The sequence below is a fragment of the Streptomyces sp. NPDC053432 genome (assembly GCF_055585365.1).
In genome coordinates this window covers 266,574-292,111 of the sequence record NZ_JBVJKF010000002.1, presented here as the reverse complement: position 1 = coordinate 292,111, position 25,538 = coordinate 266,574, and the positions used below count along the sequence as shown (strand labels likewise).

21 protein-coding genes are annotated in these 25,538 nt (G+C 74.0%); 9 read left to right on the top strand and 12 right to left on the bottom strand.

Annotated elements, in window-relative coordinates:
• Positions 1–48 precede the first annotated feature (48 nt).
• A complete protein-coding gene (locus ACZ6Y1_RS04430; protein WP_469622669.1) occupies positions 49–558 on the bottom strand; it encodes a hypothetical protein in 510 nt (169 codons plus the stop codon).
• Between the two features lie 86 nt (positions 559–644).
• Here ACZ6Y1_RS04430 and ACZ6Y1_RS04425 point away from each other — a divergent pair, with 86 nt between their 5' ends.
• Complete coding sequence (locus ACZ6Y1_RS04425; RefSeq protein ID WP_469622666.1) at positions 645–1,796, top strand: DUF2330 domain-containing protein; 1,152 nt, start codon at positions 645–647, stop codon at positions 1,794–1,796.
• Here ACZ6Y1_RS04425 and ACZ6Y1_RS04420 read toward each other — a convergent pair.
• The 3 genes from ACZ6Y1_RS04420 to ACZ6Y1_RS04410 form a co-directional block, all read right to left on the bottom strand.
• Entirely contained in the window at positions 1,793–3,343 is a 1,551-nt protein-coding gene (locus ACZ6Y1_RS04420) for a carboxylesterase/lipase family protein (RefSeq protein ID WP_469622663.1), read from the bottom strand. The two genes, ACZ6Y1_RS04425 and ACZ6Y1_RS04420, sit on opposite strands and share 4 nt — an antisense overlap.
• A 17-nt stretch (positions 3,344–3,360) precedes the next feature.
• Positions 3,361–4,275, bottom strand: coding sequence for a 5'/3'-nucleotidase SurE (gene surE, locus ACZ6Y1_RS04415; protein WP_469622658.1), 915 nt, complete (start codon positions 4,273–4,275; stop codon positions 3,361–3,363).
• Between the two features lie 98 nt (positions 4,276–4,373).
• Positions 4,374–5,627, bottom strand: a complete 1,254-nt coding sequence (locus ACZ6Y1_RS04410) for an MFS transporter (protein ID WP_469622652.1) — start codon at positions 5,625–5,627, stop codon at positions 4,374–4,376.
• 889 nt (positions 5,628–6,516) lie between these two features.
• Here ACZ6Y1_RS04410 and ACZ6Y1_RS04405 point away from each other — a divergent pair.
• The 3 genes from ACZ6Y1_RS04405 (at position 6,517) to ACZ6Y1_RS04395 (ending at position 9,972) form a co-directional block, all read left to right on the top strand.
• Positions 6,517–7,227, top strand: a complete 711-nt coding sequence (locus tag ACZ6Y1_RS04405; protein WP_469622649.1) for a phosphatase PAP2 family protein — start codon at positions 6,517–6,519, stop codon at positions 7,225–7,227.
• Positions 7,228–7,326: 99 nt separating this feature from the next.
• Entirely contained in the window at positions 7,327–8,907 is a 1,581-nt protein-coding gene (locus ACZ6Y1_RS04400) for a carboxylesterase/lipase family protein (protein ID WP_469622646.1), read from the top strand.
• A 57-nt stretch (positions 8,908–8,964) separates the two neighbouring features.
• Positions 8,965–9,972: a LacI family DNA-binding transcriptional regulator gene (locus ACZ6Y1_RS04395; protein WP_469622641.1), complete on the top strand. Its 1,008-nt coding sequence runs from the start codon at positions 8,965–8,967 to the stop codon at positions 9,970–9,972.
• Between the two features lie 76 nt (positions 9,973–10,048).
• Here ACZ6Y1_RS04395 and ACZ6Y1_RS04390 read toward each other — a convergent pair whose 3' ends face one another.
• Entirely contained in the window at positions 10,049–10,765 is a 717-nt protein-coding gene (locus ACZ6Y1_RS04390; protein WP_469622638.1) for a phosphatase PAP2 family protein, read from the bottom strand.
• A 124-nt stretch (positions 10,766–10,889) separates the two neighbouring features.
• Entirely contained in the window at positions 10,890–11,843 is a 954-nt protein-coding gene (locus ACZ6Y1_RS04385; protein ID WP_469622635.1) for an alpha/beta hydrolase fold domain-containing protein, read from the bottom strand.
• A 275-nt stretch (positions 11,844–12,118) separates the two neighbouring features.
• On the opposite strand from ACZ6Y1_RS04385, the gene ACZ6Y1_RS04380 reads away from it, so the two are divergent.
• Positions 12,119–12,583, top strand: a complete 465-nt coding sequence (locus ACZ6Y1_RS04380; RefSeq protein ID WP_469622631.1) for an ATP-binding protein — start codon at positions 12,119–12,121, stop codon at positions 12,581–12,583.
• A gap of 436 nt (positions 12,584–13,019) precedes the next feature.
• On the opposite strand, the gene ACZ6Y1_RS04375 is transcribed toward ACZ6Y1_RS04380, so the two are convergent.
• The 3 genes from ACZ6Y1_RS04375 to ACZ6Y1_RS04365 are packed head-to-tail and all read right to left on the bottom strand — an operon-like array spanning position 13,020 to position 15,663.
• Entirely contained in the window at positions 13,020–13,874 is an 855-nt protein-coding gene (locus ACZ6Y1_RS04375) for a DMT family transporter (protein ID WP_469622626.1), read from the bottom strand.
• A 50-nt stretch (positions 13,875–13,924) separates the two neighbouring features.
• On the bottom strand, positions 13,925–14,743 hold the full coding sequence (locus tag ACZ6Y1_RS04370) for an ATP-grasp domain-containing protein (protein WP_469622623.1): 819 nt from the start codon (positions 14,741–14,743) through the stop codon (positions 13,925–13,927).
• Positions 14,740–15,663 carry an ATP-grasp domain-containing protein gene (locus ACZ6Y1_RS04365; protein ID WP_469622618.1) on the bottom strand — a complete coding sequence of 308 codons (924 nt, stop codon included), beginning with the start codon at positions 15,661–15,663 and terminating at the stop codon, positions 14,740–14,742. The genes ACZ6Y1_RS04370 and ACZ6Y1_RS04365 overlap by 4 nt, the downstream gene beginning before the upstream one ends.
• Positions 15,664–15,842: 179 nt before the next feature.
• Between ACZ6Y1_RS04365 and ACZ6Y1_RS04360 the strand changes: the two genes are divergently transcribed.
• Positions 15,843–16,574 carry a DUF7873 family protein gene (locus ACZ6Y1_RS04360; RefSeq protein WP_469622615.1) on the top strand — a complete coding sequence of 244 codons (732 nt, stop codon included), beginning with the start codon at positions 15,843–15,845 and terminating at the stop codon, positions 16,572–16,574.
• A gap of 410 nt (positions 16,575–16,984) precedes the next feature.
• Here ACZ6Y1_RS04360 and ACZ6Y1_RS04355 read toward each other — a convergent pair whose 3' ends face one another.
• The 3 genes from ACZ6Y1_RS04355 to ACZ6Y1_RS04345 form a co-directional block, all read right to left on the bottom strand.
• The gene (locus tag ACZ6Y1_RS04355; protein ID WP_469622610.1) at positions 16,985–17,710 is read right to left on the bottom strand and encodes an anti-sigma factor family protein; all 726 of its coding nucleotides are present in this window, start codon (positions 17,708–17,710) and stop codon (positions 16,985–16,987) included.
• A complete protein-coding gene (locus tag ACZ6Y1_RS04350) occupies positions 17,707–18,318 on the bottom strand; it encodes a sigma-70 family RNA polymerase sigma factor (RefSeq protein ID WP_469622607.1) in 612 nt (203 codons plus the stop codon). Before ACZ6Y1_RS04350 ends, ACZ6Y1_RS04355 begins: the two co-directional genes overlap by 4 nt.
• Before the next feature lie 90 nt (positions 18,319–18,408).
• The gene (locus tag ACZ6Y1_RS04345) at positions 18,409–19,437 is read right to left on the bottom strand and encodes a DUF1996 domain-containing protein (protein WP_469622603.1); all 1,029 of its coding nucleotides are present in this window, start codon (positions 19,435–19,437) and stop codon (positions 18,409–18,411) included.
• A 111-nt stretch (positions 19,438–19,548) separates the two neighbouring features.
• On the opposite strand from ACZ6Y1_RS04345, the gene ACZ6Y1_RS04340 reads away from it, so the two are divergent.
• The 3 genes from ACZ6Y1_RS04340 to ACZ6Y1_RS04330 all read left to right on the top strand — a co-directional run bounded on the left by ACZ6Y1_RS04340 (position 19,549) and on the right by ACZ6Y1_RS04330 (position 25,499).
• Entirely contained in the window at positions 19,549–20,286 is a 738-nt protein-coding gene (locus tag ACZ6Y1_RS04340; RefSeq protein WP_469622600.1) for a DUF1838 family protein, read from the top strand.
• Between the two features lie 439 nt (positions 20,287–20,725).
• Positions 20,726–22,483 (top strand): S8 family peptidase, encoded by a 1,758-nt coding sequence (locus tag ACZ6Y1_RS04335; RefSeq protein ID WP_469622597.1) that lies wholly within the window; start codon positions 20,726–20,728, stop codon positions 22,481–22,483.
• Between the two features lie 238 nt (positions 22,484–22,721).
• Positions 22,722–25,499 (top strand): helix-turn-helix transcriptional regulator, encoded by a 2,778-nt coding sequence (locus tag ACZ6Y1_RS04330; RefSeq protein ID WP_469622594.1) that lies wholly within the window; start codon positions 22,722–22,724, stop codon positions 25,497–25,499.
• Positions 25,500–25,538: the final 39 nt, after the last annotated feature.

The window sequence follows — 25,538 nt, the reverse complement described above, 5'->3', positions numbered from 1 at the left end:
CCGAAGCCCCCGGGGCCCCGGCGACGGCCCCGTTCCGTTCCGAGGGCCTCAGGCCCGTACGCCGAGGATCTCCAGGATTCCCTCCGCGTACGCGGCGGCACCCGACCCCGGGGCCGTGGCCACTTCGCGGCGGAAGCCGTCGGTCCCGGTGCGGATGAAGGCGGCGCACTGACCGTGCAGCCCCGCCTCGTGGGTGCCGCCGTCGTCCACGGTGCACAGCAGCGCCAGCAGGGTCCACAGCAGGGCCTCGCGGGTGGCCTGTCGGGGCGGACCCGCGGCCCACACCGCCATCAGGACGCCGCACGCCGCGGGCGCGGGCGGCTTCAGCTCCTCCCCGAAGAAGACATGACCCTCCAGCGCACGGAACGCGGAGGGATGACCCTCGGCGGCATCCCGTACCGCGCCCAGCAGATGACCCGCGGAGCGGCCGCAGCCGCACCGCATCGCCTCCCAGTCGTGACGCCGGATCTCGGCCTCCACCGAGTCCGGAACCAGCGGGCTGCGCGGCACCTCCGACCGGCGCCGCAGGGCACGCTGCGGTCTCTCGCTCTCCGTCATGCAGCACAGTATGAGCCCAGGTCGGGCGGGTCCGGGAGGGGGGTCGGAACCGGATCGCACGGGTGTCCGTCTGAGACCCCGTGTGGATGAAACGAAGGATCGCGGCCCTGCTCCTGGCCCTGCTCGCGACCCAACTGGGCTCCCTGATCAGCCCGGCCTACGCGTGCGGCTGCGGCGCGATGGTCCCCTACGGCCAGTCCCGGATCGGCGTCGACCGGGAGACCTCCGCCGTGCGCTGGGACGGCCGCACCGAGCAGATCGTCATGCGGTTCGTCGTACGCGGGGACGCGGACCGGGCAGCCTGGATCATGCCGGTGCCGGGGCGTGCCACGGTGCAGCTCGGCGACGGCAGACTGTTCGACCAACTGGCGGAGGAGACCCGGCCCCAGCACAGGACCCGGCACTACTTCTGGCCGCGCGACCACGACTGGCCGTTCTCCTCGCCCCAGGGCGACAGCGCCGGCGCCGCCCCGCCGGGAGCGGGCGCCCCGGCGGTCGGCGTCGTCGGCCGCGAGCAGCTCGGTGACTTCGACGTCGCCCGCCTGACCGCCACCGACCCCGACGCCCTGAAGAACTGGCTGGAGTCGAACGGCTTCACCCTCCCCGAACGCCTCGCCACCGAGGTCAAGCCCTACGTCGACCAGAAGTGGGAATACGTGGCGGTGCGGCTCGCCCCCCGCGAGCCCGGCAAGAAGCTGCGCGGCGCACTCGACCCGCTGAGGATCCGTTTCGACAGCGACCGGCTCGTCTACCCGATGCGGCTCTCCCGGATGGCGAAGAACCCGCAGTCCCTCGGCCTGTACGTACTGGCCGAACACCGCATGGAACCGGGCTCCCGGATCGGCGGCGCCGCGCCGGAGGTGACCTTCGCGGGCACGGTGACCGCCGCCGGCGGCGGCCCGCTCGCCGACCTCACGGGCGGGAAGGAGGTGTTCCTCACCGCGATCGACCAGGAGTTCCCCGACCCGGGCCGCATCGACGCGGACCACGAACTGCGCGCCACCGCGCGGGACACCCCGTACCGCCGGACCGTCTACCACGACGAACTGCTCACGGTGGGCGGCGGAGTCCCGGTATGGCTCCTGACGGTCTCCGCCGCCCTCGTGCTGCTCGCGGTTCCCGGCGCGATCGTGATCCGCCGCCGACGCCTTCGGCAGGCGGCGCCCACCCCTCAGGGGGTTGGGAAAGTCCCGCACGGCGCCCACGGCGCCGCACAGGACCCTCGCGACACCCGCTAGACGTGGGACCGCCAGAACGCGCACTGGTGGTCCGCCTCGAACGAGCCGGTCGTCCGCGTGGCCGCCGGATTCAGGACGAGGACCGTGGGCTCCGGCCCGGCCGCCGGCCACGCGGTCTGACCCGGCACGACCGGGGAGCCGAAGCGTGCGAAGGCAGCCCAGTAGCGCTTCATCCGCGTCCCGAGCGCGACCTGGACCGGGGTCAGCGGCCGCTCGCCCATCGTGAAGTCGTGCAGATAGGCCAGCTCCGCACTGTGGGCGTTCGACTCGTCCAGCCCCGGCACCTGCGCCCCCGCGAGCGTCGGCGAGTCCGGATCGTCGAACTCGTAGACGTACGTGGGCACTTGTGAGGCGAACATCCGGGCCGTCCACGCGGTGTGGCAGGCGAAGGACGAATCCGTCATGACCGCCGACAGCGCCAGGTACGGCGAGCCGTACGCCGACACCGGATAGCGGGCCAGCACCTCCGGACCCGCCGCCCCGTGCGTCGCGAGCACCTGAGCCGTGTACTCCTGCTCCGTCAGCCGGGGTTGCGTCAGCGCGACGAAGAACCGGGCCTCGGCACGGGTGCTCCCGATCAGCACCGGAACCCTGTTCCACGCCCCGCTCCCGATCGCCGCCGCCGGATCGACCGGCAGCAGCCCGTCTCCCGACGCCGGGCCCGACGTGGGCAGCGCCTCCGCGGCCCCGGCCAGGGCCGCTGCCGGGACGGTGCGCAGGCACGCGACGACCGCGGCCCGGTCCGTGCACCCGGCCCTCTCGGCGAAGGCCCGCGCCCCGGCCTCGGCGCGCGCGCCGTCAGGCGTACGGAGCAAGGTGCACGGCCCGCTCTGCAGCACGGCCCGGTGGAACAGGCCGGCGGCCGACGGCGCGGCCAGCAGCGCACAGACGGAACCGCTGCCCGCGGACTGCCCGGAGACGGTCACGCTGCCCGGATTCCCACCGAAGGCGGCGATGTTCTCGCGCGTCCACCGCAGGGCTGCGAGCTGGTCCATCAGCCCGAAGGAACCGGACCGGGAGGCGTTCTCCGCGGCCAGCTCGGGCAGACCCAGATAACCGAGCTGTCCCAGCCGGTAGTTGATGCTCACGACCACGCTCTGCGTGAGACCGGCCATGGTGCGCCCGCCGAACTGCGTTCCCGTGCCCTGGCTGTACGCACCCCCGTGCATCCAGAACACCACGGGGAGGCGGGCTCCGGGACGGGCGCCCCGGGGCCGGTACACGTCCAGGTACAGGCAGTCCTCACTGACCGCCTGCGGATCGCGCAGCCCGAAGGGCGAGAACTGCACGCACGCCGGGGCCTGGCGCACGGCTTCGCGCACCCCGGGCCACCGGGGCGTCGGCTGCGGGGGCCGCAGCCGGGCGGCCCCGACGGGGGCGGCGGCGTAGGGGACCCCGAGGAACTCCTCGGCCCCGTCCGCAGCCTGCCCCCGCAGGGCGCCCTGCGGGGGCGCGACCACCGGGCGCGCGGGGTCTCCGGGCAGCGCCCCCGCCGGTACGGCGGGGACGAGCAGCGACGCCACCAGCGCGAGGACCGTGCAGAGCAAGGACCTCGTCGGGTGCCTCACGGGCGCAGGCCGGCGATCAGCGCGGCGGTCACGGCCGCGTCGGCCGGTCCGGTGTTCCAGTCCGCGTTCATCGGGCTGACCGCGATCCGGCCCGCGCTCACGGCCTCGACGTCACCGCCCCTGGCGGCCGGGCGCAGGGCCACCTTCACGGTCATCTTCCAGGTGCCGTCGCCGGCGTCGGTGTACTCCGGCTCCAGCACGGTCTGCGGGTCCTGGAAGGTGGCGGCCACGCCGGCCGCGGTGCCCCTGCCGTCGGCGCCGACCACGGGGTGGTTGACGTTCAGGCCGACACCCTGGGGCAGCAGCGGCCCGGAGCGGGCCCGCGAGCGCAGCCGGTCGATGAGCTTGACGGCGAAGTCGAGCGTCGGGCCCATCGCGTTGACGGTCGTGACGGGGTCGGGCGCGGAGGTGCCGCCGGTGCTGAGCGCGATGGCGGGCACGCCGTGCTCCAGGGCGGCCACGGCGCCGCCGACCGTCCCTGAGTGGTTGGCCAGACCGGCCACGTTCGGCCCGAAGTTGGTGCCGGAGACGACCAGGTCGGGGGCCCGGCCGGCGAAGACCTGGGCCAGGCCGAAGGCCACCGAGTCGCCCGGAGTGCCGTCCACGGCCCACACCTTGGGCTCGGGGTGCTTCACCGTGACGGAGGGGGCGCTCGCCATCTTCGTACCGGTACCGCTCTGGTTGGTGAGCGGGGCGACGATCGTGACGTCGTGCCCGGCGGCGGTCAGCCGCTCGAACGCCTTGCGGATGCCGGGCGCGTTGTACCCGTCGTCGTTGGTGAGCAGGATCCGCAGCGGGCCGCCGGACGGGGCCGGCGGCGTCTGCGGACCGGCGAGCGCGGGCGCCGTCGCGGCCACGGTAGACGCGCACAGCATCAGGGCGGCCAGGGGCAGAACACGCTTGAGCTTCACGGAGCGCTCCTCGGAAGGGAGTTGCAGCGGACGAGGGTGAACCGGTGGGTGACCGGCGGACGCGCGACCCTCGGCACGCGCCCGCCGGAGCAGAGGGGTCAGCGCACGCTGCGGATCGGGAGGATGGCGAGCGCGCCGATCAGGGAGAGGGCTCCGCCGACCAGGAAGAGCGGGGTGTAGCCGCCCAGGGAGGTGACGATCGCCGAGGCGACGAAGGGGGCGATGATCTGCGGTCCGGCGTTCGCGATGTTGAGCACGCCCATGTCGCGGGCCGCGTCCTCGGCGCTGGGGAGGACCAGCGTGACCAGCGCGGTGTCGACGGCCATGAAGCAGCCGAAGGCGAGTCCGTTGAGCGCGCTGAACACGAGCATCCCGGTCCAGGTCGGGCTGACGACGGGGACCACCATGACGAGTCCGGCGAGCGCGGCGGAGACGCCGACGAACACCTTCCGGCGGTCCCAGCGGTCGGAGAGCATCCCGCCGAGCAGGGTGGAGAGCGCCATCGCGACCATCGACACGGGGGTGAGCACGGCCATCGCGGCCGGCGCGGTCAGTCCGGCGGGCAGCGCGATGTGGTCGTCGAGGATGTACAGCTGGTAGCCGACGACGGAGAAGTAGCCGAGGACCATCAGGGCGCGGCCGATGAAGGCCCACCGGAAGTCGTGGTTCGCCAACGCCGAGAGGAAGGCCGCCAGTCGCGCCCCCTTGGGCTCGGCAGTCGGGGCAGGGGTGGGCTCGGTGCGCGGGACGTCCCGGCAGAGGGTGGTCAGCAGCAGTGCGGACACGGCGACGACCGCGCCGAGGACGAGGTAGCCGGTGCGCAGGTGGGACGCCGTCTGCGAGGCGATCAGCACGCCGACCGTGCCGCCGACGGGCAGGCCGAGACCCACCAGTGCGGACGCGGTGCCGCGGCGGGCGGCCGGGACGCGGTCGGGCACGATCGCGGTGACGGCGGCCTGGTAGACGTTCATGGTCGCCTGGACCAGACACCAGGCGATGCCGACGAGCAGCGCGGTGCTCGCACTGCCGAGGAAGGCCAGGCAGGCGAGCGCGGCGAGGGCGCCGCCCACGATCCAGGGGTTGCGGCGGCCCGTGCGGTCGGAGAGGGCGCCGGCGATCGGGTTGAAGGCGGTCGCGAAGATCGCGCTGATGCCGCCGATGAGGCCGAGGACGGCGACCTTGTTCTCCGGGTCGATCGCGGCGATCTGGGTGGGCAGCAGGACGGATCCCACGCCCATGTAGACCGCGAGCATCGAGGAGTTGGCCACCAGGAGCAGGGGCAGGAGCCCGCGCTGGCGGAGCGGCTCCGCGGGGGCGGGGACGGGCGGGTCGGCGACTTCGTGCGTGGCCATGACGACTCCTCGGGGGGACGGAACGGGGAGGTGGCGTGCGGGGGAGGGGGCTGTCCCGCGGGCGGAGGCCGGGAACCGGTGACGCCGGAATGCGGCGACGCGGGGAAAGCGGCGACGCGGGGAAGGCGGTGACGTCGGCAAGCGGCGACGCCGGGAAATGTGGCGGGGACGGGACGCGGTGATCCGAGTTCACCTGGTGTTGTTACACGTGTCACCAAATGCGCTGGAGACTGTGTAGCACCCATTCGCGGGCCGCACCAGTGCCTGCGAACCGTCGTTGTGCAGATCGTGACCGACGGGGGAGCGGGCGTGATGTGACGTGTAACCACCGCCGCACGGCCACTGAACTGGGCCGCTCTGTCGGAAAACCCTCTTGCCCTTGTGGAGGCCGTCACGCATCGGCAATACTCCGTGCCGCACCGCGACGACACCTCGCGGGTCGCCCCGCCGCCCCGCGTCCCCGCCCCGCGGCCCCCGGGTCGGCACCCCGGGCCATCCCATCCGATGCCGCCCGGTACCGCATGCCTCCACCCGGGCCACCCCCGGGAACCGCCTCCCGGCGTCGACGCTTCGCATTCCCATGGCCCGGGCCGCACGGCGCCTCACCGCGTTGCGCCGCACTGCGACACCGCATCGCCGCGCAGCGGCAGACCCTCCCGTCCTCGGGGCCGGCCCCAGGGCCGGTGTGCGCGCCCCGCGCCGGCCCCGGCGCCTTTCCACGCCGTTGTTCCGTATCACTCGCCCGCTTCGCCGTGGCCCCGCCCCCTTGCGGGACCGGCTCGTGGCGCGGACACGGCCCGGCCGCACCTCGCCGCCGCGCCGTACCGCCCCCGCTCACCCCCCGTACGCCCCGCTCCGCCGCCCGGGCGGCGATCGTGAAAGGCCCGCCATGCCTCTCGTCCCCTCCGCCGCGCCCTCCGGCGCACCGCATCCCGCCCCACCCGCCCGCCCTCACCTCCCGGCGGCTCCGCCGCGACACGCGCTCCGCTCCGGGCTCGGCCTGCTGCTCGTCCCGCTCCTGGTCGCGGTGCTGCTGAGCCTGGGCGGCCGCCCCTTCTTCCAGGGGCTCGACGACCAGTGGGCGGCCTCGGTGCGGGGCCCCGCCGAGGGGTTCGTCCTCGTCCTCGACCGGCTCGGCGGTCCGATCGGACTGGTCCTGCCGCTCGGGCTCGTCGGCGGCCTCTGCGTCTACGGCCGCTGGCGCTCGGGGCTGTTCGCCTTCGCCGTGGCAGTCGGCGCCAACGTCCTGGTGGTCCTGCCCCTCAAGGCGCTCGCCGACCGCCCGCGCCCGCCCTACCCGGCGGTCCTGGTCAACGACGGCTCGTACCCGTCCGGCCAGGTGTTCAGCGCGGTCGCGTTCGTGTTCGTCGTCGCCGTGCTGGCCGTTCCTCCGCGCGCCCGGCGCTGGTGGTGGCCCGTCGGCGGCGCCTACGTCCTCGCCATGATGGCGAGCCGGACCTGGCTGCACGCCCAGTGGCTCACCGACACGTTCGCCGGCCTCCTGCTCGGCCTGGGCGTCTGTCTCGTGCTGTGGCGGGCGTTCGCGCCGATGCTGGAGGAGGAGGCGCGGCGCATGGCGTCGGGCACCCTCTGGCTCTGACCAGTATATGGCGAACTGTTGACGGTCGCCAAATTTACGCAATAGCCTCAGGGTGCCGGCCGGTCCGCATCCGGCGGCGCAGCCAGGAAGGATCTGCTCATGTCTCATTCCCCGGCCCCGGACCACGTGCTGGTGAACCCGCCCGCAGGCGCGCTCCGAGGGGTGGTCGAGGACGGTCTCACGGTCTTCCGGGCGGTGCCCTACGCCGAACCGCCCGTCGGGGAGCTGCGCTGGCGGGCCGCACGGCCGCACCCCGGCTGGAGCGGGGTCCGGGACGCCACCGCGGACGGGCCGAGCGCCCCGCAGATGTACCGCGAGGAGGGCGATCCCGTGCTCGGCGGGCACGGGGCGCCCCCCTTCGACGAGGACTGCCTGACCCTCAACATCTGGACGCCGGCGGCCGACGCCGGCCGCCGGCCCGTGCTCGTCTGGATCCACGGCGGTGGTTTCGTCTCCGGCTCGGGCTCGCTGCCCGGCTACTCCGGCGCCACCTTCGCGCGTGACGGGGACCTCGTCGTCGTGAGCATCAACTACCGCATCGGACCGCTGGGTTACCTCTACCTCGGCCCGTACGGCGACGCGCCCGAGGAGGGCGGCAACCACTGGCTCACCGACCAGCTCGCCGCCCTGCGCTGGGTGAAGGAGAACATCGCCTCCTTCGGTGGCGACCCGGACCTGATCACCGTGGCGGGCCAGTCCGGCGGCGCCGTCTCCACCGCCGCCCTCGTGGGGCACCCCCGGGCGCGGGGCCTGATCAAGCGGGTCGTCCTGCAGAGCCCGCCCCTCGGCCTGGAGCTCCCCGGCCCGGACGCCTACCTCGAACGCACTGCGGCGTACATGGAACTGTGCGGGGCCAAGGACGTCCACGGGCTGCGGGCCCTCCCCTGGCAGGACCTGATCGCCGCGGGCGGAGGCCTGTTCGCGCGGACGATGCGATGGGGCCACTGGCCGACCCCCTTCCTGCCCGTGATCGACGGCATCACCCTCCACCACCACCCGGCCGAATCGCTGCTGCGGGCGGAAGCGGCCGGCATCGACGTGGTCATCGGGTGGACGCGCGAGGAGGCCAACTTCGGCTTCGCCCTCGACGAGGGATACGCCGCCGCCACCCGTGAGCAGGTCACCGACCGGATCGCGCAGACCTTCGGGGGCCCGGCGGCCGAGGGGGCGTACGCGGCCTACGAGCGGGCCCGCCCGGGATCCCGCCCGGCCGACGTCCTCATGGACCTCATCACCGACGAGCTCTTCAGGATCCCCGCGGTCCGGCTGGCCGAGGCCATGGCCGAGGCGGGACGCCCCGTGCGGGCCTACCAGTTCGACCTGCCGACCCCCGCCCACGGGGGACGGCTCGGCGCCGCGCACTGCCTCGAACTCCCCTTCGTCTTCGACAATTTCGACCAGTGGGCGCACGCCCCGTTCCTCGCCGGGCTCGCGCCCGCCGTCCGGGACGGCCTCGCGTACGCCATGCACCGGGCCTGGATCACCTTCGTCCGCACCGGCGACCCGAACCACCCGGACCTGCCGGCCTGGGATCCGTACGAAACGGGGACCCGCACCACGATGCGCTTCGACTCGGTGGTGACGGCCCTCGGCGACCTCGCCGGGGCCTCCCGCCGCCTGTTCGGGCCCGGGCGGCCCTCCGTACCGAGCGGATCACCGGCTGTAACTCGTGTAACCTGAGAGGAAAGGACCGGAGCGAGCGGTACACGAGCAGCACGAGGATCGTCGAGGGACGTCATGGCCAAGGACACGCAGGTCCCCGCGTCCATCACCAGTGCGGACGTGGCCCGTCTCGCAGGCGTGTCCCGGGCCACCGTCTCCTTCGTCCTGAACGACACCCAGGGCCACCGGGTCAGCGCGAACACCCGCGCCCGCGTGCTCGACGCGGCCAGGCAGCTCGGCTACGTGCCGCACGCGGCCGCCCGCTCCCTGCGGGCCGGCCGCAGCAACCTGGTCCTGATGCCCTCGTCGATCTCCGCGATCGGCCGCCTCGTCAGCGACTGGGTCGACGAGCTGCACAGCGAGCTCGACCGCCACGGCTACACGGCGGTGCTGCACGCGGGCCGCTTCGCGGACCCCCTCGACGCCGCCCGGGCCTGGGCCGAACTGCGCCCGGCGGCCGTCGTGGCCCTGGACGGGGATCGCTTCACGCCCCAGGCCGCCGAGCTCCTGGCCCGTGCGGGAGTCCGCGGTCTGCTCGCCTTCGCGGCCCGCCCCGTCGAGGGCGTGCACACCATCGGCCTCGACGGGGCCGACATCGGCGCCGTGGCGGCCGAACACCTCATCGCCCGCGGCCGGACCAGGATCGGCGTGGTCCTTCCTCTGGAGCGCGGTCTCGGCGCCTTCGCCCGGCCCCGCCTCGCGGGAGCGGAATCGGTCGCGGCCCGCCACATGGCCACCGTCACCCCGGTGGAGCTCGCGTACACGACCGAATCCGCCACGGCCCTCGCCCGCCGCTGGCGGGGCCTCGGCCTGGACGCGGTCTTCGCCTACAACGACGAGTACGCGGCGCTGCTCATGCACGCGCTGCGGGCCGAGGGCATCTCCGTACCGCAGGACGTCGCGGTCGTCGGCTCCGACGACCTGGTCCTCTCCAGCCTTCAGCAGCCCCCGCTCACCACGATCCGGCTCGAACTGCCGTCGCCCGCGCTGATCGCGGACACGGTGCACGCACTCATCGAATCGGGCACGGCCCCCGCGGTCCCGCCGGTGGAAGCCGTCCTCGTGCACCGCGGCACGTCCTGAGCGGCACCTCCTGAGCGGCACCTCCTGAGCGGCGGGGCCCGCCGGTGCCGGGCCGGCGGGCCCCGCCGCCGCCCGGTCAGCCGGTGTCCACGGCCGCCCCCCGACGGCCGTGACCACGTACGTGCTCGCGGGCGAGCGCGGGCTGGAAGAGCCACCAGACCAGCAGACCGGCCCCCGCGCCCGCCGCCGCCCCGGCGGCGGTGTCGCTGATCCAGTGCGCGTGCAGCCAGGTCCGGCTCCACATCATGGCGAGGGTGAAGACCGCGCCCCCGAGCCACCACGCGCGCCGCCGGGCCGCCGGGACGAGCAGCACGCCGACGGCCACCACCAGCAGGGCCGCCGTGGCGGCGTGGCCCGACGGAAAGGAGCCGTGGTCGACGCGGACCAGCGGATTCGCCGGGCGGGGCCGGTCCACCAGGTACTTGAGCGCCTGCACGACGAGCAGGTTGCCGCCGAGGTACACGGCGACCAGGAAGCCGGCCGACGTCCACCGCCCGCGCACCAGCAGGAAGGTCAGGAGGGCGAGCGGGACGACGATGCCGACGGGGCCGCCGAACAGGTTCAGGGCCGAGGCCAGGAGCGCGTGGACGCCTTCGTGGGGGCCGCCCATCCAGGTCAGCCACCGGTCGTCCAGCCCCTGGAAGGGCGGATCCGTGACGTCCGCGCGGACGACGAGCGCCGCCAGCCCGGCGGCCCCCAGGAGGACGAGGGCCAGGACGAGGACGCCCGTGCTGCGCGCCACCTCGCGGGCGCGGCGTGCGGTGGCGGGGACGGTGGCCGGAATGCTGGACATGACTGCCTCTCGCAGCCGCGGCGGGGGCCGCGAGCCGGGTGTGCTGTGTGCCGTTCGGGGTGAGGGCAGGGCGGGGGCGCGGTCCGAGCCGCACACCCCCGCCCCGGAGCGCCGGGGCCGGCCGTCAGGCCTGCGAGGCGAGGTGCCGGGCCAGGAAGGTCACGCTCTCGTCGACGATCGCGGCGATGTCGGCGGAGCCGAGGAAGATGTGGTCCGCGCCGTCGACGGGCCGCAGGACGACCTCCCCGCCGGCCCGCCCCAGCGCGACGGCGAGGGCCTCGCTCTGGCTGTACGGGACCAGGCCGTCCTGCGTGCCGTGCACCAGCAGGAACGGCGGCGGGTTCGAGCCCGGCGCGTACGTCACCGGGCTCGCGGCCCGCGCCAGGTCGGGGCGCTCGTCCACCGTGGCGCCCAGCAGGGCTTCGTACGGGTTGGGGAACCCGGCCTCCGACGGAATCGCCGGCATGGGGTGGCGGGAGAGGGCGACCAGGTCGGAGACCCCGTACCAGTCGACGACGGCCAGCACCCCGGTGTCGCCGGAACCGACGCCGTGCGCGCCTTCCAGCGCCGCGCCGTCCGGGCTGCCGGGGCCGACGAGCCCGGCCAGCGCGGCCAGGTGGCCGCCCGCCGACTCGCCCCAGACGCCGATGCGGTCCGGGTCGATGCCGAGGTCGCCGGCGAAGCGTCGGACGTAGCGGATCGCGGCCTTCACGTCGTGCAGCTGGGCCGGGAACGGCGCCTCCAGGCTGTGCCGGTAGTCGATGGAGACGAGTGCGAGCCCCGCGCCGAGTACCGCACCGTGCAGCAGCGCGGCGGGCACGGTCGGCGGCGGGTACCGGCGGTCGCCGTCCAGCCAGCCGCCGCCGTGGATCCAGACGACCGCGGGGAACGGGCCTTCACCTGCCGGGACCTGGACGTCGAGCAGCCGCGGCCGGTAGCCGGGGGTGGTCGCGTACGTGATCCCGTGGAAGTGCCGAGCGCCGTCCGTGCCGGTCACGGGAGGTACGGGCTTCTGGAACGGCGGTGGAGGCCAGGTCATGTCGGCGATGTCGAGCGCGGCCGGAGGGGATGGGGTCATTGCGGCCCTTCCAATGCGGATCCGATCGGATCGGGATCCAGTGCGGGTGGGGTCCGGCGGACGAGGGCAGCTTTCGGTTTCGGGTTTTGGGTTTCATAACGTTTGTCCGAAATGCTTGCGCGGTCCGGCGGGGCGTGCGTAGCGTGTTACACGTGTAATCAAGGACTCTAGCGACGCATTTCCGCTGACCACAAGCCCCGGGATGATCGGGCTTCGAGATCAGTTGCACGAGCCACCTCCAGCGGCTGCGGCGCCTTCCCACCCGGGAGCACGTCATGCACGTCATGCACCCCATGCACCACCCCACCGGCAGCTGCGCGATCCCCGCGCCCCGGACGGCCCGCAGTTTCGTCCACTGGGTCTCGGACCCCGTCGCCGCGCACGTTCCGCAGGCCAGGGCCCGTGTGCGGGCCGTCCTCGAAGACTGGCGGGTACCCGTCGGCGCGGCCGACGCCCTGCTGCTGGCGGTGAGCGAGCTCGTCGGCAACGTCGTCCGGCACTCGGGCACCGGCCGCATGCGGATCGCCCTGAGCTGCGGCGGAGGATGGTTCCGCCTGGAGGTCGCCGACCAGGGCGCCACGCTGCCGCGGCTGCCGTCGCCCCGGGTGGAGCCCGACCCGGAGTCCGAGGACGGGCGGGGCCTGCTCCTCGTGCACCTGCTGACCGCCGAGCTGGGCGGCGGGCTCACCGTCACCGCCGACGCCACCGGGAAGTCCGTCCGCGTGCGGATCCCGTTCTGATCCGGTCGCCGCCCCGGCCGAGTCGACCTGCCGGAGTCGCGTCGCCCGGACCTGCTCGACCGCCCGTCCGGCGTATGAGCCCCCCTCCCGGCCTTGCCGGCGTTTGAGGCGCGGGGTCCGGGGCGGAGCCCCGGGGGACGGTGGAAGGGTGGGTAGGGGCCCAGCCCCGCGCAGCGGCCCGCACGCAGGGGCCGCCGGGGCCGGCCGCGCGTCGGGGCACCTCCTCGGGCGTCGAACCTGCAGAGGCACTGGTACGTGGAGGGTGGTTGCGTTCGACGCCCTGCGGGGGCGCCCCGGCACACACCGACCCCGGCGGCGCGGGGGCGGCAGTGGGGGCCGGCCCCGCTGGGCACCCGCGTACGACGCCCCGCGGGGGACCGGCGGCGCCGCCATCGCGACGACGCGCGTTGGACCCCGCAGTACGCCCGCAGGGGCGTCAGGGCGCGCCCTCGCCCGCCCGGGCCACCGCCAGTACCCCCACGCAGATCAGGGCCACGCCCAGGAGTTGGGGGAGCAGCCACCACTGCGAGCGGAGGTGCTCCTCGTACAGCAGCACGCCCAGTGCCACGCTGACGCTCGCGTCGCCGAGGGTCAGCGCCGGCTGGGAGGCGACCAGCGGACCGCCCTGCATGGCGTGTTCGAGCAGCAGCAGGGCGCAGATACCGGTCGCGCCGAAGGCGTACGTCTCCCAGGCGGTCAGGAAGGCGCCGACGCCGCCCTCGTCGAGGAGGTGCACGGCGGACTTCATCAGGGCCGCCGTGAGGGCGTAGCAGACGGCCGTGGCCGCGCCCAGGCATCCGGCCCGCGCCCGGCCCGGCGGCCGCCGCAGCCCGGCGAGAGCCAGCGCGGTGACGGCGGCCGCGCACGCGGCCAGGGCCAGGACCCAGCGGTCGAAGGGGACGTGCGTACGGTTCCCCTCGGGCGAGGCGGCCGCCATCGCCACCCCGAGCCCGACGACCAGGATCGCGACCGCCAGCCACAGGGATCCCGGCAGCCGCCGACGGGCGAACAGCGAGGCGATCAGCAGGGCCAGCGGCAGTTCCAGGACGAACAGGGGCTGTACGAGCGCCAGCGCGCCGGTGCCGAGCGCCACGGCCTGGCCGACCCCGGCCGCGATGACCGCGAGGATCCCGCCGATCCACAGCGGGCGGCGCAGCAGGTCCAGGATCAGGCCGAACCGGAAGCCCTCGCTCTGCGGCACGGTGAGGGCGGCCCGCCGCTGGAGCACGGTGGCCAGCGCGTTGGAGAACGCCGCGAACAGTGCGCAGAGGACCGGCAGGACGACGCCCATGCCCCGATCCTCGGCCATCCGGCGCGGGGCGCGGCCCGCGACACCCCCGCCTATCGGGTGGCGCGGGTCCGTCCGGCCGCGCGCCGCAGGGCGAGCGCCGCCAGTGCCTCGGGGGCGCCGGCCTGGCCGCGGATGCCGGGGAAGGCGTTCACGTCGACGATCAGCGGCTGCCCGTCGCCCACGTCGATGATGTCGACGCCGTACACCTCCAGGTCGAACACCGCGCCGGTCTTCCGGACCAGATCGGCCCATCCGGCGGGCAGTTCGTCCAGTGGCAGCGGCCGGGTGGGGCCCCGGCCCCCCGGCGAGAGCTCGGAGCGGCGCAGCGCGCAGAAGACCTGGTCGCCGATGGCCCAGAGCTTGTGGTCCCAGCCGTTGTTGGGCGCGAACTGCTGGACCACGACCGGCTCGTGGGGCCAGTCCAGCGCCAACTGCCGCAGCCGTGCGCCGTCGTCCACGCGGGCGACGAGGTCACCCCGGCGGCTGCGCCGGCTCTTGACCACCACGGGGGAGGGGAGCACGGCGCCGGAGGCCCATGCCGAGAGCGAGCCGTGGGTGCGGGTGGTGGCGAAGGGCAGTCCGGCCCCCAGGGCGAGCTCCGCCATCCGGGTCCGGTCCTGGCACAGGGCAGTGGCCGCGGCGGAGTTGACCACGGCCGAGCCCCGGCGCTCCAGTTCCCGGGCGAGCTCCAGTGCCCGCGCGGTGCGCGACTTCAGCAGGTACACGTCGGCGGGGCGGTCGGGAGCCGCGTCCGGGGCGTCCGGGGCACCCGGGTCGAGCACCTCGACGGTGTGCCCGGGCACGAGGAGGGCGGTGGCGGCCGCGAGCAGCGGGTGCCCGGGCTCCGGGGTGATCAGGCCGATCCTCACGCGCTCTCCCCCGCCCGGGCGGAGAGCTGCCCCGAGGGTGCCGGCGTCGAAGTCGTCTGTACGGGGATCGACACGGGAAGGGGGCGGGCCGCGGCGGGGGAGTGGGCCGAGCCGGCCCGGGCCAGCTCCAGTACCGCCGCGGCCACGCGCGCCGCCGCGTCCGGCACCTGGCGGAAGCTCGGGAAGTCGTTCACGTCGACCACCACCGGCCCGTCGGGGCCCAGCAGCACGTCCACCCCGTACAGATCGAGCCCGTACACCTCCCCCACGCGCGCGGCGATCGCCGCCACCTCCGCCGACAGCGGCACGCGCCGCTCCCGTACCGAGGGATCGGGGTGCAGCGGGGAACAGCGCTCGGTCGCGAACAGTTCGCCGCCGACCCCGTACACCTTGATGTCCGTCCCGCGGTTGGGCACGTACGGCTGGGCGATGAGCATGCCCTCGCCCGCGAGCGCGGGGAGCATCGCCTCCAGCCGCTCCGGTGAGGACACCAGGTGCACGGCCCGCCCGGAGCTGCCGTCGGCGGGCTTGACGACGAGGGGGTACTCGGCCTCGGGTATCTCCCGCAGCAGTTCGGGGAGGGCCACGGCGTAGGTGACCGGCAGCGGGAGTCCCCTGCCGCGCCCGATGGCGGCGGCCAGCGCCTTGTCCCGTACGCCGCGGATCGAGCGGGCGTCGTTGACGGTGGTCGTCCCGGCCGCGGCGGCGGCCTCCAGGAGGGTCAGCCCGGGTCCGCCGGAGACCGTCTTCAGCACCCAGGCGTCGTGCGCGCCCGCGTCGACCGCCTCGCTCACGCGCAGCAGGGAACCGCCCGGCCGCACGACGTCGACCCGGTGGCCCCACGCGGTGAGTTGCCGGATCACCTCGTTCGGCATGCCGTCATGGCGGTAGTGCTCCTCCACCAGGAAGCAGAGCCTCATGGACCTTCCCCATATTCCCGGACGTCCGCCGATCCCGTCCGGCGAGTTGTGACGCCACAGGATGTCATGAACCGCAATGTGATGATCGGTCCGGGCCTGCCCCCGTGTCATGCCGCCGGTCCGCGATCCGGGCGGAAACTCCGGTGAATCATCGGACAAGCTGCTGCTACGTTGAGCGCGTGCCGAAGCTGAATCAGATCATCGCAGTCGAAAAGGGCGTCAAGTCCAAGTCCCTGTCCGAGCTCACCCAGGCTCACCACGATGTGCAGAAGCCCGCTCTGCTGGCCGGTATTTCGCGGACCTACCAGCCCAAGGACGAAGAGGGCGAGCAGCTGCCGCCCGAGTCCACCCGGGTGCAGATCAAGGCGGAGGACGTGCTGCGCGCCACGGCGGGAACGCTGACGCGGCTGTTCGACGTGACGGCGACCAAGGACTGGGCGAACCGCAGCGCGGCCGCCGACGTGGTCGTGGACGGGAACGTCCTGCTGCCGCAGGTGCCCGTCCCGTACCTGCTCTTCCTGGAGAAGCAGCTCACCGACCTGCACACCTTCGTGCGCAAGCTGCCGGTGCTCGACGCGTCCGAGTCCTGGAACCTGGACCCGTCCACGGACTCCTGGAAGACGGATCCGGTGCGCACCGTCCGTACCAAGAAGGTGCCGCGCAACCACGTCAAGGCCGAGGCCACCGAGAAGCATCCCGCGCAGGTCGAGGTCTACTACGAGGACGTGCCGGTCGGCTACTGGACGACCGTGAAGTTCTCCGGCGCCCTCCCGGCCCGCCGCGTGAACGAGCTCCTCGACCGTGTGGAGAAGCTCCAGCAGGCCGTGAAGTACGCCCGCGAGGAGGCCAACAGCACCGAGGTCACCGACCAGCCGGTCGGCGACGCGGTGTTCGGCTACCTGTTCAGGTAGCCCCGTGAACGCCCCCCGCCCGTGTGCGGGGGGTGCGCGAGAGCGCAAGCTGAAACTGAATGTCGAAGCTGAACAGGGGTGTCAGTTGGGGGTTCGAATCCCTCCCCCGGCACACGTGCCGGGGTGGCCCAAGCCTGGCAGAGGCGGCCCCGTCAATCTCAGATTCTCGCTCCAGTCTCAGTATTCGCCGCCGAACACCGGATCGACCGAGCGTGGACGATCATCGATGGATGGGGGTTCAAGTCCCCCCTGCGCCTCTCCTCGTGGCGCGGTAGTTCAAAGGCAGAACACATCGATCTAAGAATGATCCGCGACTCTTAAACGTGCCGGTGTGCGCAATTGGGTGGCACACAGGAGCCCGGGAGCTGGATATGCTCCCGGGCTCCGTCACGCCCGTCCCGCCGTGTCCGTCAGACCGGTACGGACACGAACGCGCGGCCCGCCTCGTTCTCGACCAGGATCTGCTTGACGTCCGCAGGGTCCACGGCCGCCGAGCCGTCCAGCGACGCGCCCTTGCCCTCGCCGCCCGCGGTGCTGCCCACGACCCAGCCTCCGGCGGTGGTACGCGTGCCGTCCTTGGCGACCACGACCAGCCGGCACCGTTCGCCCGGCGGAACTCCCGTCACCGCCGCGTTCAGCCGCACCCACTTCATCGCGGGTGTCATCGTCACGGTGATGCGCGCCCCGGTGCCCGGATCGGTCGCGGAGGCCACCTTGGTCCCCGGGACGTGGGACGGAGGGGCCGTCGTCACCGTCGGGGACGGCACCGGCGGCACCGCCAGGGCGCCTTCGTCGCCGGAGCCGAGCTGCGTGCCGGCCCAGAACACCGCGGCCAGCGAGGCCGCCGCGGCCACCGCCACGAGCCCGGTGCGCCGGCGCCGCCTTGCCTCCAGTTCGCCGCGCATCTGCCGCAGCGTGCGCTGCAGCAGCAGGTCGCCGCCCTGCGGGGGCCCGTCCAGGAACGCCTCCCCGGGCACCTCGCCCAGCGCGGCCTCCATCTCCCTCAACGCCGCCACCTCCTCCTGGCACCCCACGCATCCGCCGATGTGCTCCTCGATCCGGCGGACGTCCTCTTCGTCCAGTACACCGAGGACGTACGGGCCGAGGAGTTCCTCCTCGTGCCGCTGCCCGTTCATGCCACCACCTCACGCAGTCCGGCGGGCTGCTGGGGCGGCCTGCCCGGTCGTTTGCCGTCTCTGGAACCGTCATCCCTCGCGCCGCCGTCGGCGAACAGCTCGCGCAGGGCCTTGAGCGCGTAGTGCGAACGCGATTTGACCGTACCGGCCGGGATGCCGAGGCTGTCGGCGGCCTCCGAGACGCTCAGCTGCCGGTAGTACAGCACCGTCAGCACGTCCCGGTGCTCCGGGGACAGCCGGTCGAGGGCGCCGAGGACGGTCATGGTGTCCACCACGGATTCGGCGTGGTCCGCCTCCACCGGGGGAGCGGCCGAGGCTCCGGACACCTCCGGCGGCCGGGCGGCCTTGGCCCGGTAGCGGTCGGTGATGATGTTGCGGGCCACGGTGAGCAGCCAGCCGCGCACCGAACCCTTTCCGTTGACCAGGACTTCGGAATGCCGCCAGGCGCGGATGAGGGTCTCCTGGACGACGTCCTCGGCTGCGGCCCGGTCCCCGGTCAGCCTCGTGGCGTACGCGAGCAGGGCGTGGCCGTGCTCCTCGTACACCGACTTGATCAGTGCCTCGTCGGTCGAGCCCCGCCGAGTGCGGGGCCACAGTGGTCCGGCCATCTCACCCTCTCCGTCTTCCTCGCATTGCCGTGCGGTCGGAACACGCCGCCGGCGGGCGAGCGGTTCAGGTGACGTGGGTCACTCTCACGCTCAGATGCGGCAGTCGCGGCCGGTGTTGAGGCAGTCGACGACCCCGGCCATCCGTCCGTCGGTCATCGCGTTCACGAACATGGCGTGGTCCGTCCTGGGGCTGTGCCGCTGCTCGGGGAAGGAGTCGAGGGCGATCGGCGCGCCCGCGGGGACCTCGTAGGCGAGGGTGAGCCGCAGTTCGGGCACGGGGAAGGTGCCGCGCGGGCAGACGCCGCCCGCCTCGGGGAAGCGCAGGTGGGACCGGTGTCCGGCGCTCGCCGTGTCCAGCCCGTTCCAGCAGCTCGGGAAGGCCAGGGTGCGGGTGACGAGGTCGCCGGCCGGGCAGCGCGGATAGCGGGTGGTGGAGCGGTCGGGTGAGCCGGAACAGCCCCAGCGGGCCCGGACGTCGGCGCCGGTGCCCGCCGTGAACGCCACGGCGTCGCCCGTCATCCCGCGCAGGAACCGGGGCATCGCCACCACCTTGCTCACCGGGTTCCCCCGGTACTCCACCCGGACCGAGGCCTCGGGCAGGATCTCGCCGACGTTGCCGTGCCCGGCCGAGGTCTCGTACGGGAGGGTGCCCGGACGGTCGGTGCGGCGCAGGACGGGCCAGTAGTACGTGGACCGGTCACCGCCCGTGCAGCTGGTGGCGGCCGCGTCCAGGGAGGCGTCGGTGGACATCGCGTCCGCGGAGAGGTTCCCGACGTACGCGTGCGTGTGGTGGGCGCCGGCCCGGACACCGGGGGAGACCACCAGGTTGTCCTCGTTGTAGTGGCCTTCGCCGTTGCGCCCGCACTCCACGGTCACCGAGCCCGCCGAGCCGTCGGGCCCGGTGGCCGGAGCCGGGTCGGGGGAGGTGGGGGCGGAGGGTGAAACGTCCTTGATGTCCACGTAGTCGGAAGGCGCCGGCCCCGACGCGCCGTGCCCCGCGCCGTGCCCCGCGCCGTGTCCCGGACCGGCCGCCCGCGACGCGCCCAGCACGGCCGCGAGCAGCCCGCCGCCCAGCACCAGGCAGATGACGAGAGTGAGCAGTCGGCGTTCGTTCCCCATGCCGGTCACGGTTGCCGGTGGTGCCACCGCCGTCAACCTGGCATCCGCATGCCGGGCGCCGCCCCGGGGCGTTCTTGTCCGGCGGCGCGGCGGATGCGCAGAGTACGTCCCATGACACCTGCCGAGCTCGTGAACGCCCTCGCCCGCACCCGCGCGTCGCTCGACGGCTCCGAGGTCACCCTGTGGTGGTCCGGCGACGTCCACTCGTGGGGCCCGGGGGAGCCGTACCGGCACCTCTTCGGCTTCGAAGGGGTCAGCGTCGCCCGCCTCCTGCCGGACGAGGAGACCGGGGGCTGGCTCCTGCTGAACCGGGAGGCCGCGTTCTACCTGGACCCGGTGACCCGGGAGATCATGGAGACCTGGGAGGGCAAACCGGTCGTCCACGTCTGGAACGATCCGGCGAACCTGCGGCTGCGGCCCTTCCCCGTTCCCATGACAGAGCTCGGCGACCAGGTCTGCTTCAGCCTGGAGATCCCCCTCGCCTACCCCTCGCCGCTGCCGGTCGCCGAGTTCCCGCTGAACTCCGCGGACGACACCTACCGGGCGCTGGAGCTCTTCCAGTACTTCGCACCGGCGGACGTGACGACCACCGACGCGCCGAGCGTGCCCGCCACCCTGTCGTGGACGCGGATGTCCCCGTGGCTGCCGTGGATGGAACAGGGCCCGCGGCCCGGCGGCCTCGCCTTCCACTGCCGGGGCCGCAAACTCGGCTCCTACGACGAGGTGCCCGAACGCACCCGCGCCTACGTCGCGGCCCGCCACCCGGAGTTCGCCCGGGCACCGGAGAAGTGGACCGAGCCGAACGAGACGAGCTGGACGTACTTCCGCAAACTGGCCCGTCCCCACTGAAAACGCCGCACCGGCGCACCCGTCGCCCAACCGGTGCACACCCCGCCGAACCTCCACCCGGAGGCTGCGCCTAATATCCGGCAGGGGGATCTCCGGGGGGCCCGACAAGGGTTTTCCCCGTATCCAGTTCACCAGCCTGTTGCCTACTGTCTGCCCATCGGCGATCTTCCCCGGGCCGGTCGGAACCCACGCCAACCCCACATGGCGTGAATCCGCGCCGCCCGGCGGACCGTCGGTACCGCCGTTGCCCTGCCCCGCCGTCGAGGCCGGAGCGACGTGGCGCGCGGTGGCGGCCGGGGCGAGTTCGACCAGCTCGCTCCCGGCCCCGCAGCCGCCGGTTCACCTCCCACACTGCACCGACCGGCCGCTCCGGCCTGCCCGGAACCGGCCCGTGAAAGGGAACACCGTGCACGCATCCAGACGTCGTAGGCTCATATCCGTGGCGGCGATCTCCGTCACCCTGCTCGCCGGCACCGCCACCGCGTCCGTGGCCGTCGAGACCCCCGCCGGGGCCCCCGCCGCCGCGGCGGCCGGCACCGCGCCGGTGGAGAACCTCATCGTCGGATACAAGGCTTCGGCCTCCGAGGCCAGTTCCAACACGGCGGCCGCCGCCGATGCCACGGCCAAGGGGAAGAAGGCCGGCAAGAAGGCGAAGTTCGACCGCCGCCTCGGCACCGGCGCCGCCCTCGTCAACCTCGGCGGCACCGTCGCTCCCAAGGACGCCGCCGACGTGATGGCCCAGTTCCGCGCCGACCCGGACGTCGCGTACGTCGAGGTGGACGCGCGTGCCTACCCGCTGGCCGTCACCCCGAACGACACCGAGTACGCCAAGCAGTGGGACCTCTTCGAGCCCACCGCCGGCATGAACGTCCCCGCCGCCTGGGACAAGACGACCGGCTCCGGCGTCACCGTCGCCGTGATCGACACCGGCTACGTGGCCCACTCGGACGTCGCCCCCAACATCGTCGCGGGCTACGACTTCATCACCAGCTCCACCGCCGCCCGTGACGGCAACGGCCGCGACAGCGACCCGTCCGACCAGGGCGACTGGAGCGCGGCCGGCGAGTGCGGCACCGGCTCCACGGCCAGCAACTCCTCCTGGCACGGCACCCACGTCGCGGGCACCATCGCGGCCGCCACGAACAACTCCAAGGGCGTCGCGGGCATCGCGTACGGGGCGAAGATCCAGCCCGTCCGCGTGCTCGGCAAGTGCGGCGGTGCCACCTCGGACATCGTCGACGCCATCACCTGGGCCTCCGGCGGCAGCGTGGCGGGCATCCCCGCCAACGCCACCCCGGCCAAGGTCATCAACATGAGCCTCGGCGGCTCCGGCGCCTGCAGCTCCACCTACCAGAACGCCATCAACGCGGCCGTCGCCCGCGGCACGACCGTCGTCGTCGCCGCCGGCAACAGCAACGCGGACGCGGCCAACTTCTCCCCGGCCAGCTGCAACAACGTGATCAACGTCGCCTCCACCAACCGGACCGGCGACCGCTCGTTCTACTCCAACTACGGCGCCATCATCGACATCGCCGCCCCGGGCGGTGAGACCCGCCGCAGCACCGACACGCCCGGCACCGTCACCACCCCCGAGAACGGCATCCTCTCGACGCTGAACGCCGGCACCACCACCCCGGGCTCCGAGATCTACAAGCCGTACCAGGGCACCAGCATGGCCGCCCCGCACATCGCGGGCCTCGCCGCCCTCATGAAGTCGGCGAAGCCCTCGCTGACCCCGGCGCAGATCGAGAGCGCCATCAAGGACAACGCCCGCCCGCTGGCCGGCACCTGCACCGGCGGCTGCGGCGCCGGCCTCGCCGACGCGGCCGCGACCATCACCGCGGTGACCGCGCCCACCACGGGCTTCGAGAACACCACGGACTACGCGATCGCCGACAACAGCACCGTGGAGAGCCCGATCACCGTCACCGGCAAGACCGGCAACGCGCCGGCCTCGCTCAAGGTCGGCGTGAACATCGTCCACACCTACATCGGTGACCTCAAGGTCGACCTGGTCGCCCCGGACGGCACGGTCTACACCCTGCACAACCGTGCGGGTGGCAGCGCCGACAACATCAACCAGACCTACACCGTCGACGCCTCCTCCGAGGTCGCCAACGGCACCTGGAAGCTCCGGGTCAACGACAACGCCGCCGGCGACACCGGCAGGATCGACTCCTGGAACCTCGGCTTCTGACCGGGCCCGTGCCCGCCGCCGCGCCGAGCCCCCCAACTCGGGCTGACGGGGCGATAGTACGGACCAAGTGAACCCGTCGGACCTGCTGATACTCCTCGTATCGGCAGGTCCGGCGGTTTTTCCCGTCGGCCGACTGATTTCTGCGTCACAATCGGAGCCCGCCAGCCCTTTGACCTCGTATTGTCGCCTCTCACAGGAACGGCACAGGAGCTGGGGACCGAGAGGCTGGTGGCTGTGCGTGGTGGCGGCGGGGCACGCTGACACAAGTGTCGGACACGTTGAACTCATCAAGGCGGTCGACCGCGCGCTGACCACGCACGGCCGGGCGCTCGTCACCGGACCCGCCGGCGCGGGCAAGACGGAGCTGGTGCGCGCCGTCGCGGCCGCGGCCGAAGCGCGCCGCGAGACGGTGCTGCGACTGGCTCCCGAGGCGGGTGACCAGCGGATACCCGAGGCCTCCGCCGCCGCCCTGCTGTCCTCCGTGCCCGGATCCGGGCTCGAACAGCTCGCCCGGCCCCAGCGCACCGCCATCGCCCTGCTGTGCCGCGAGGCCGAGGCCCCGCGCGTCGGCCGCGACCACGTCGCCCTGCGCCTGGCCGTCGTCGAGGTGCTGCGGACGCTCGCCGCCCGCCAACCCGTCCTGCTCGTCCTGGACAACGCCCAGTGGATGGACCCCGAGAGCACCGACCTGCTCCGCTTCGCGCTGCGTTTGACCCCGCCCCGCGTACGGGTCCTCGTCGCCGAACAGCCCCAGGAGGGCGCCCCCGTCGGCGAACCCCTCTGCGGGCCCGGCACCCCCGCGATCCGGATCCCGCCGCTCGGTGCCGACGAGGTCGCCGAACTCCTCGTCCGCCACGGCCTGCCCGCCCGCCTCGCCGGCCGTATCCACCAGGCCAGCGGCGGCAACCCGCGCCTCGCGCTCGCCCTCGGCCACTCCTTTGCCGAAGCCGCCGGCGCCCGTGACGGCGGTGCGCACCACGCCGACGCCCTGCCCGTCTCCGGGCAGGCCCGCGAGGTGGCCCGCAGACTGCTCGCCGGAGTCCCCGCCGAGGCCCGCCGCACCCTGCTCCTCGCCGCGCTCGCCGCCCGCCCCACCACCGCCCTGCTGCGCCGGGCCGGACGCCCCGACGCCGAGGCGGAGCTGGCCGCGGCGGAACGGGCCGCACTGGTACGGGTCGGGGAGGACGGCAGCGTCGAGTTCACCGCCGGCGCCCTGCCCACCGCGCTCGCCGCCGACGCGGGCTGGCCCGAACGCGCCGCGGGGCACGCGGCCCTGGCCGACGCCGTGGACGACCCGGTCCAGGCCGTACGCCACCGGGCCCTCGCCGTGGACACCCCCGACCAGTGGCTCGCCGCCGAGATCAGCGAGGCCGCGGACGTCTGCCGCCGGCTGGGCCGACGGGCCCTCGCGGCCGAACTCGGCCTGCTCGCCGCCGAACGGACCCCGTCCTGCCTGGCCGGTGAGGAACTCGCCCGCCTCGTCACTGCCGCCGAGGACGCGGGCTGGGCCGGGCGCGCCGACCTCGCCCATCGGGCCACCCGGGCCGTGCTCGCCCGCGACGCCTCGCCCGCCGACCGGGTCCGGGCCCGGCTCGCCGTCATGGACGCCGCCGGACAGGCCCTCGGCACCCTCGACGAGACCTTCGCGTACGCCATGGCCGACGCGGCGGGGGATCCCTCGCTGCAGGCCGCGGTCCAGCTGCGCATGGCCTGGAAGCACAACCTCAGCGACGGCGACCCCGTCCGCGCCCGCGACGCCGCGGCCCGGGCCGGAGCCCTCGCCGCGCTCGGCGGCGACCAGGTCGCCCAGGCCATGGCCCTGACGGTGCGGGCCCGGATGGGCCGCATCCTCGGCGACCCGGGCGCGGAGGCGATCCTGGCCGAGGCGCTCGCACTGCCCGTGCCCGAAGTCCCCCTCGGCATGCGCAACGCGCCGCAGTACCTCGCCGTACGGCACGCCCTGTTCGACGACAGCCTCGACGACGCCCGCCGCCAGCTGATGGTGCTGCTCCCGGCCGTCCAGGCCACGGGATCCGCCGAGGACGTCTTCGAGGTGCTGCGCAGCCTCACCGAGGTGGAACTGCGCGGCGGCCGCTGCGGGGCCGCGTCCCTGCGGGCCCGACAGGCCCTGGAACTGACCATAGAGGCGGGCCTCTCGCCCGGCCCGGCCTGGTACCTCGCCGCGATGGCGGAGGCCGGCGGCGGCAGCTTCGCGCGGGCCGCCGGATACGCCCGCCGCGGCATCCAGGCCTCCCGGGAGGAACGGGACCAGGTGTTCCTCTCCCGCAGCCTGCACGCGCTCGGCCTCGTCGAACTGGCCACGGGGGAAGCGGCGAAGGCCGTCGCCACCCTGCGGCAGGTCGAGGAACTGGAAGCCGCCCAGAAGGTGGCCGACCCGTCGATCCTGCGCTGGCACGGGGAGCTCGCCGAGGCACTGGTCGCCGCCGACGCCCCCGGGGAGGCGGCCCGGCTGGTCGACCGCGTCCGTACCGTCGCCGTCGGTCTCGGCCGGGGAGGGGTCGTCGCCGCCCTGGACCGGGCGCGCGGCCTGTGCCTGTCCGCGCAGGGCGAGGCCGACGCGGCCGTGCACCTGCTGGAAACCACCGCTCAGCGGTTCGACGCCCTCGGACTGCCGCTGGAACGGGGCAGGACGCTGCTGGCCCTGGCCCGCGTCGAACGGCGCCGCCGCCGGCGCGCACCGGCCCGGGCCGCGCTCATGGCGGCGGCCGAGGTGTTCGGCCGGGCCGGGGCCACTCCGTGGGCGGAGCTCGCGGGGGAGACCGCCGCCGGCGAGGGAACCCGTACGGAATCGGCCGCGGCACCGGCCCTCACGGAGGCGGAGGCCCGGCTCGCGCTGCTCGTCAGCCAGGGGGCCAGCAACCAGGAGGCGGCGGCGAAGCTGTTCGTCAGCGTCAAGACGGTGGAGGCCCGGCTGACGCGCATCTACCAGAAGCTCGACGTGCGGTCGCGGGCCCAGCTGGCCACCGCCCTGACCAAACGGAACGCGCCGGCGTAGCGGGTGCTACGCCGGCGCGCCGCCGGGGTCCTGACGAAG

What these genes read in the sequence shown, in the direction of transcription:
- ACZ6Y1_RS04430 (WP_469622669.1), bottom strand. Translation starts at nt 558, where the DNA reads ATGACGGAGAGCGAGAGACCGCAGCGTGCCCTGCGGCGCCGGTCGGAG.
- ACZ6Y1_RS04425 (WP_469622666.1), top strand. Translation starts at nt 645, where the DNA reads ATGAAACGAAGGATCGCGGCCCTGCTCCTGGCCCTGCTCGCGACCCAA.
- ACZ6Y1_RS04410 (WP_469622652.1), bottom strand. Translation starts at nt 5,627, where the DNA reads ATGGCCACGCACGAAGTCGCCGACCCGCCCGTCCCCGCCCCCGCGGAG.
- ACZ6Y1_RS04405 (WP_469622649.1), top strand. Translation starts at nt 6,517, where the DNA reads ATGCCTCTCGTCCCCTCCGCCGCGCCCTCCGGCGCACCGCATCCCGCC.
- ACZ6Y1_RS04400 (WP_469622646.1), top strand. Translation starts at nt 7,327, where the DNA reads ATGTCTCATTCCCCGGCCCCGGACCACGTGCTGGTGAACCCGCCCGCA.
- ACZ6Y1_RS04395 (WP_469622641.1), top strand. Translation starts at nt 8,965, where the DNA reads ATGGCCAAGGACACGCAGGTCCCCGCGTCCATCACCAGTGCGGACGTG.
- ACZ6Y1_RS04390 (WP_469622638.1), bottom strand. Translation starts at nt 10,765, where the DNA reads ATGTCCAGCATTCCGGCCACCGTCCCCGCCACCGCACGCCGCGCCCGC.
- ACZ6Y1_RS04385 (WP_469622635.1), bottom strand. Translation starts at nt 11,843, where the DNA reads ATGACCCCATCCCCTCCGGCCGCGCTCGACATCGCCGACATGACCTGG.
- ACZ6Y1_RS04380 (WP_469622631.1), top strand. Translation starts at nt 12,119, where the DNA reads ATGCACGTCATGCACCCCATGCACCACCCCACCGGCAGCTGCGCGATC.
- ACZ6Y1_RS04375 (WP_469622626.1), bottom strand. Translation starts at nt 13,874, where the DNA reads ATGGGCGTCGTCCTGCCGGTCCTCTGCGCACTGTTCGCGGCGTTCTCC.
- ACZ6Y1_RS04365 (WP_469622618.1), bottom strand. Translation starts at nt 15,663, where the DNA reads ATGAGGCTCTGCTTCCTGGTGGAGGAGCACTACCGCCATGACGGCATG.
- ACZ6Y1_RS04355 (WP_469622610.1), bottom strand. Translation starts at nt 17,710, where the DNA reads ATGAACGGGCAGCGGCACGAGGAGGAACTCCTCGGCCCGTACGTCCTC.
- ACZ6Y1_RS04350 (WP_469622607.1), bottom strand. Translation starts at nt 18,318, where the DNA reads ATGGCCGGACCACTGTGGCCCCGCACTCGGCGGGGCTCGACCGACGAG.
- ACZ6Y1_RS04345 (WP_469622603.1), bottom strand. Translation starts at nt 19,437, where the DNA reads ATGGGGAACGAACGCCGACTGCTCACTCTCGTCATCTGCCTGGTGCTG.
- ACZ6Y1_RS04340 (WP_469622600.1), top strand. Translation starts at nt 19,549, where the DNA reads ATGACACCTGCCGAGCTCGTGAACGCCCTCGCCCGCACCCGCGCGTCG.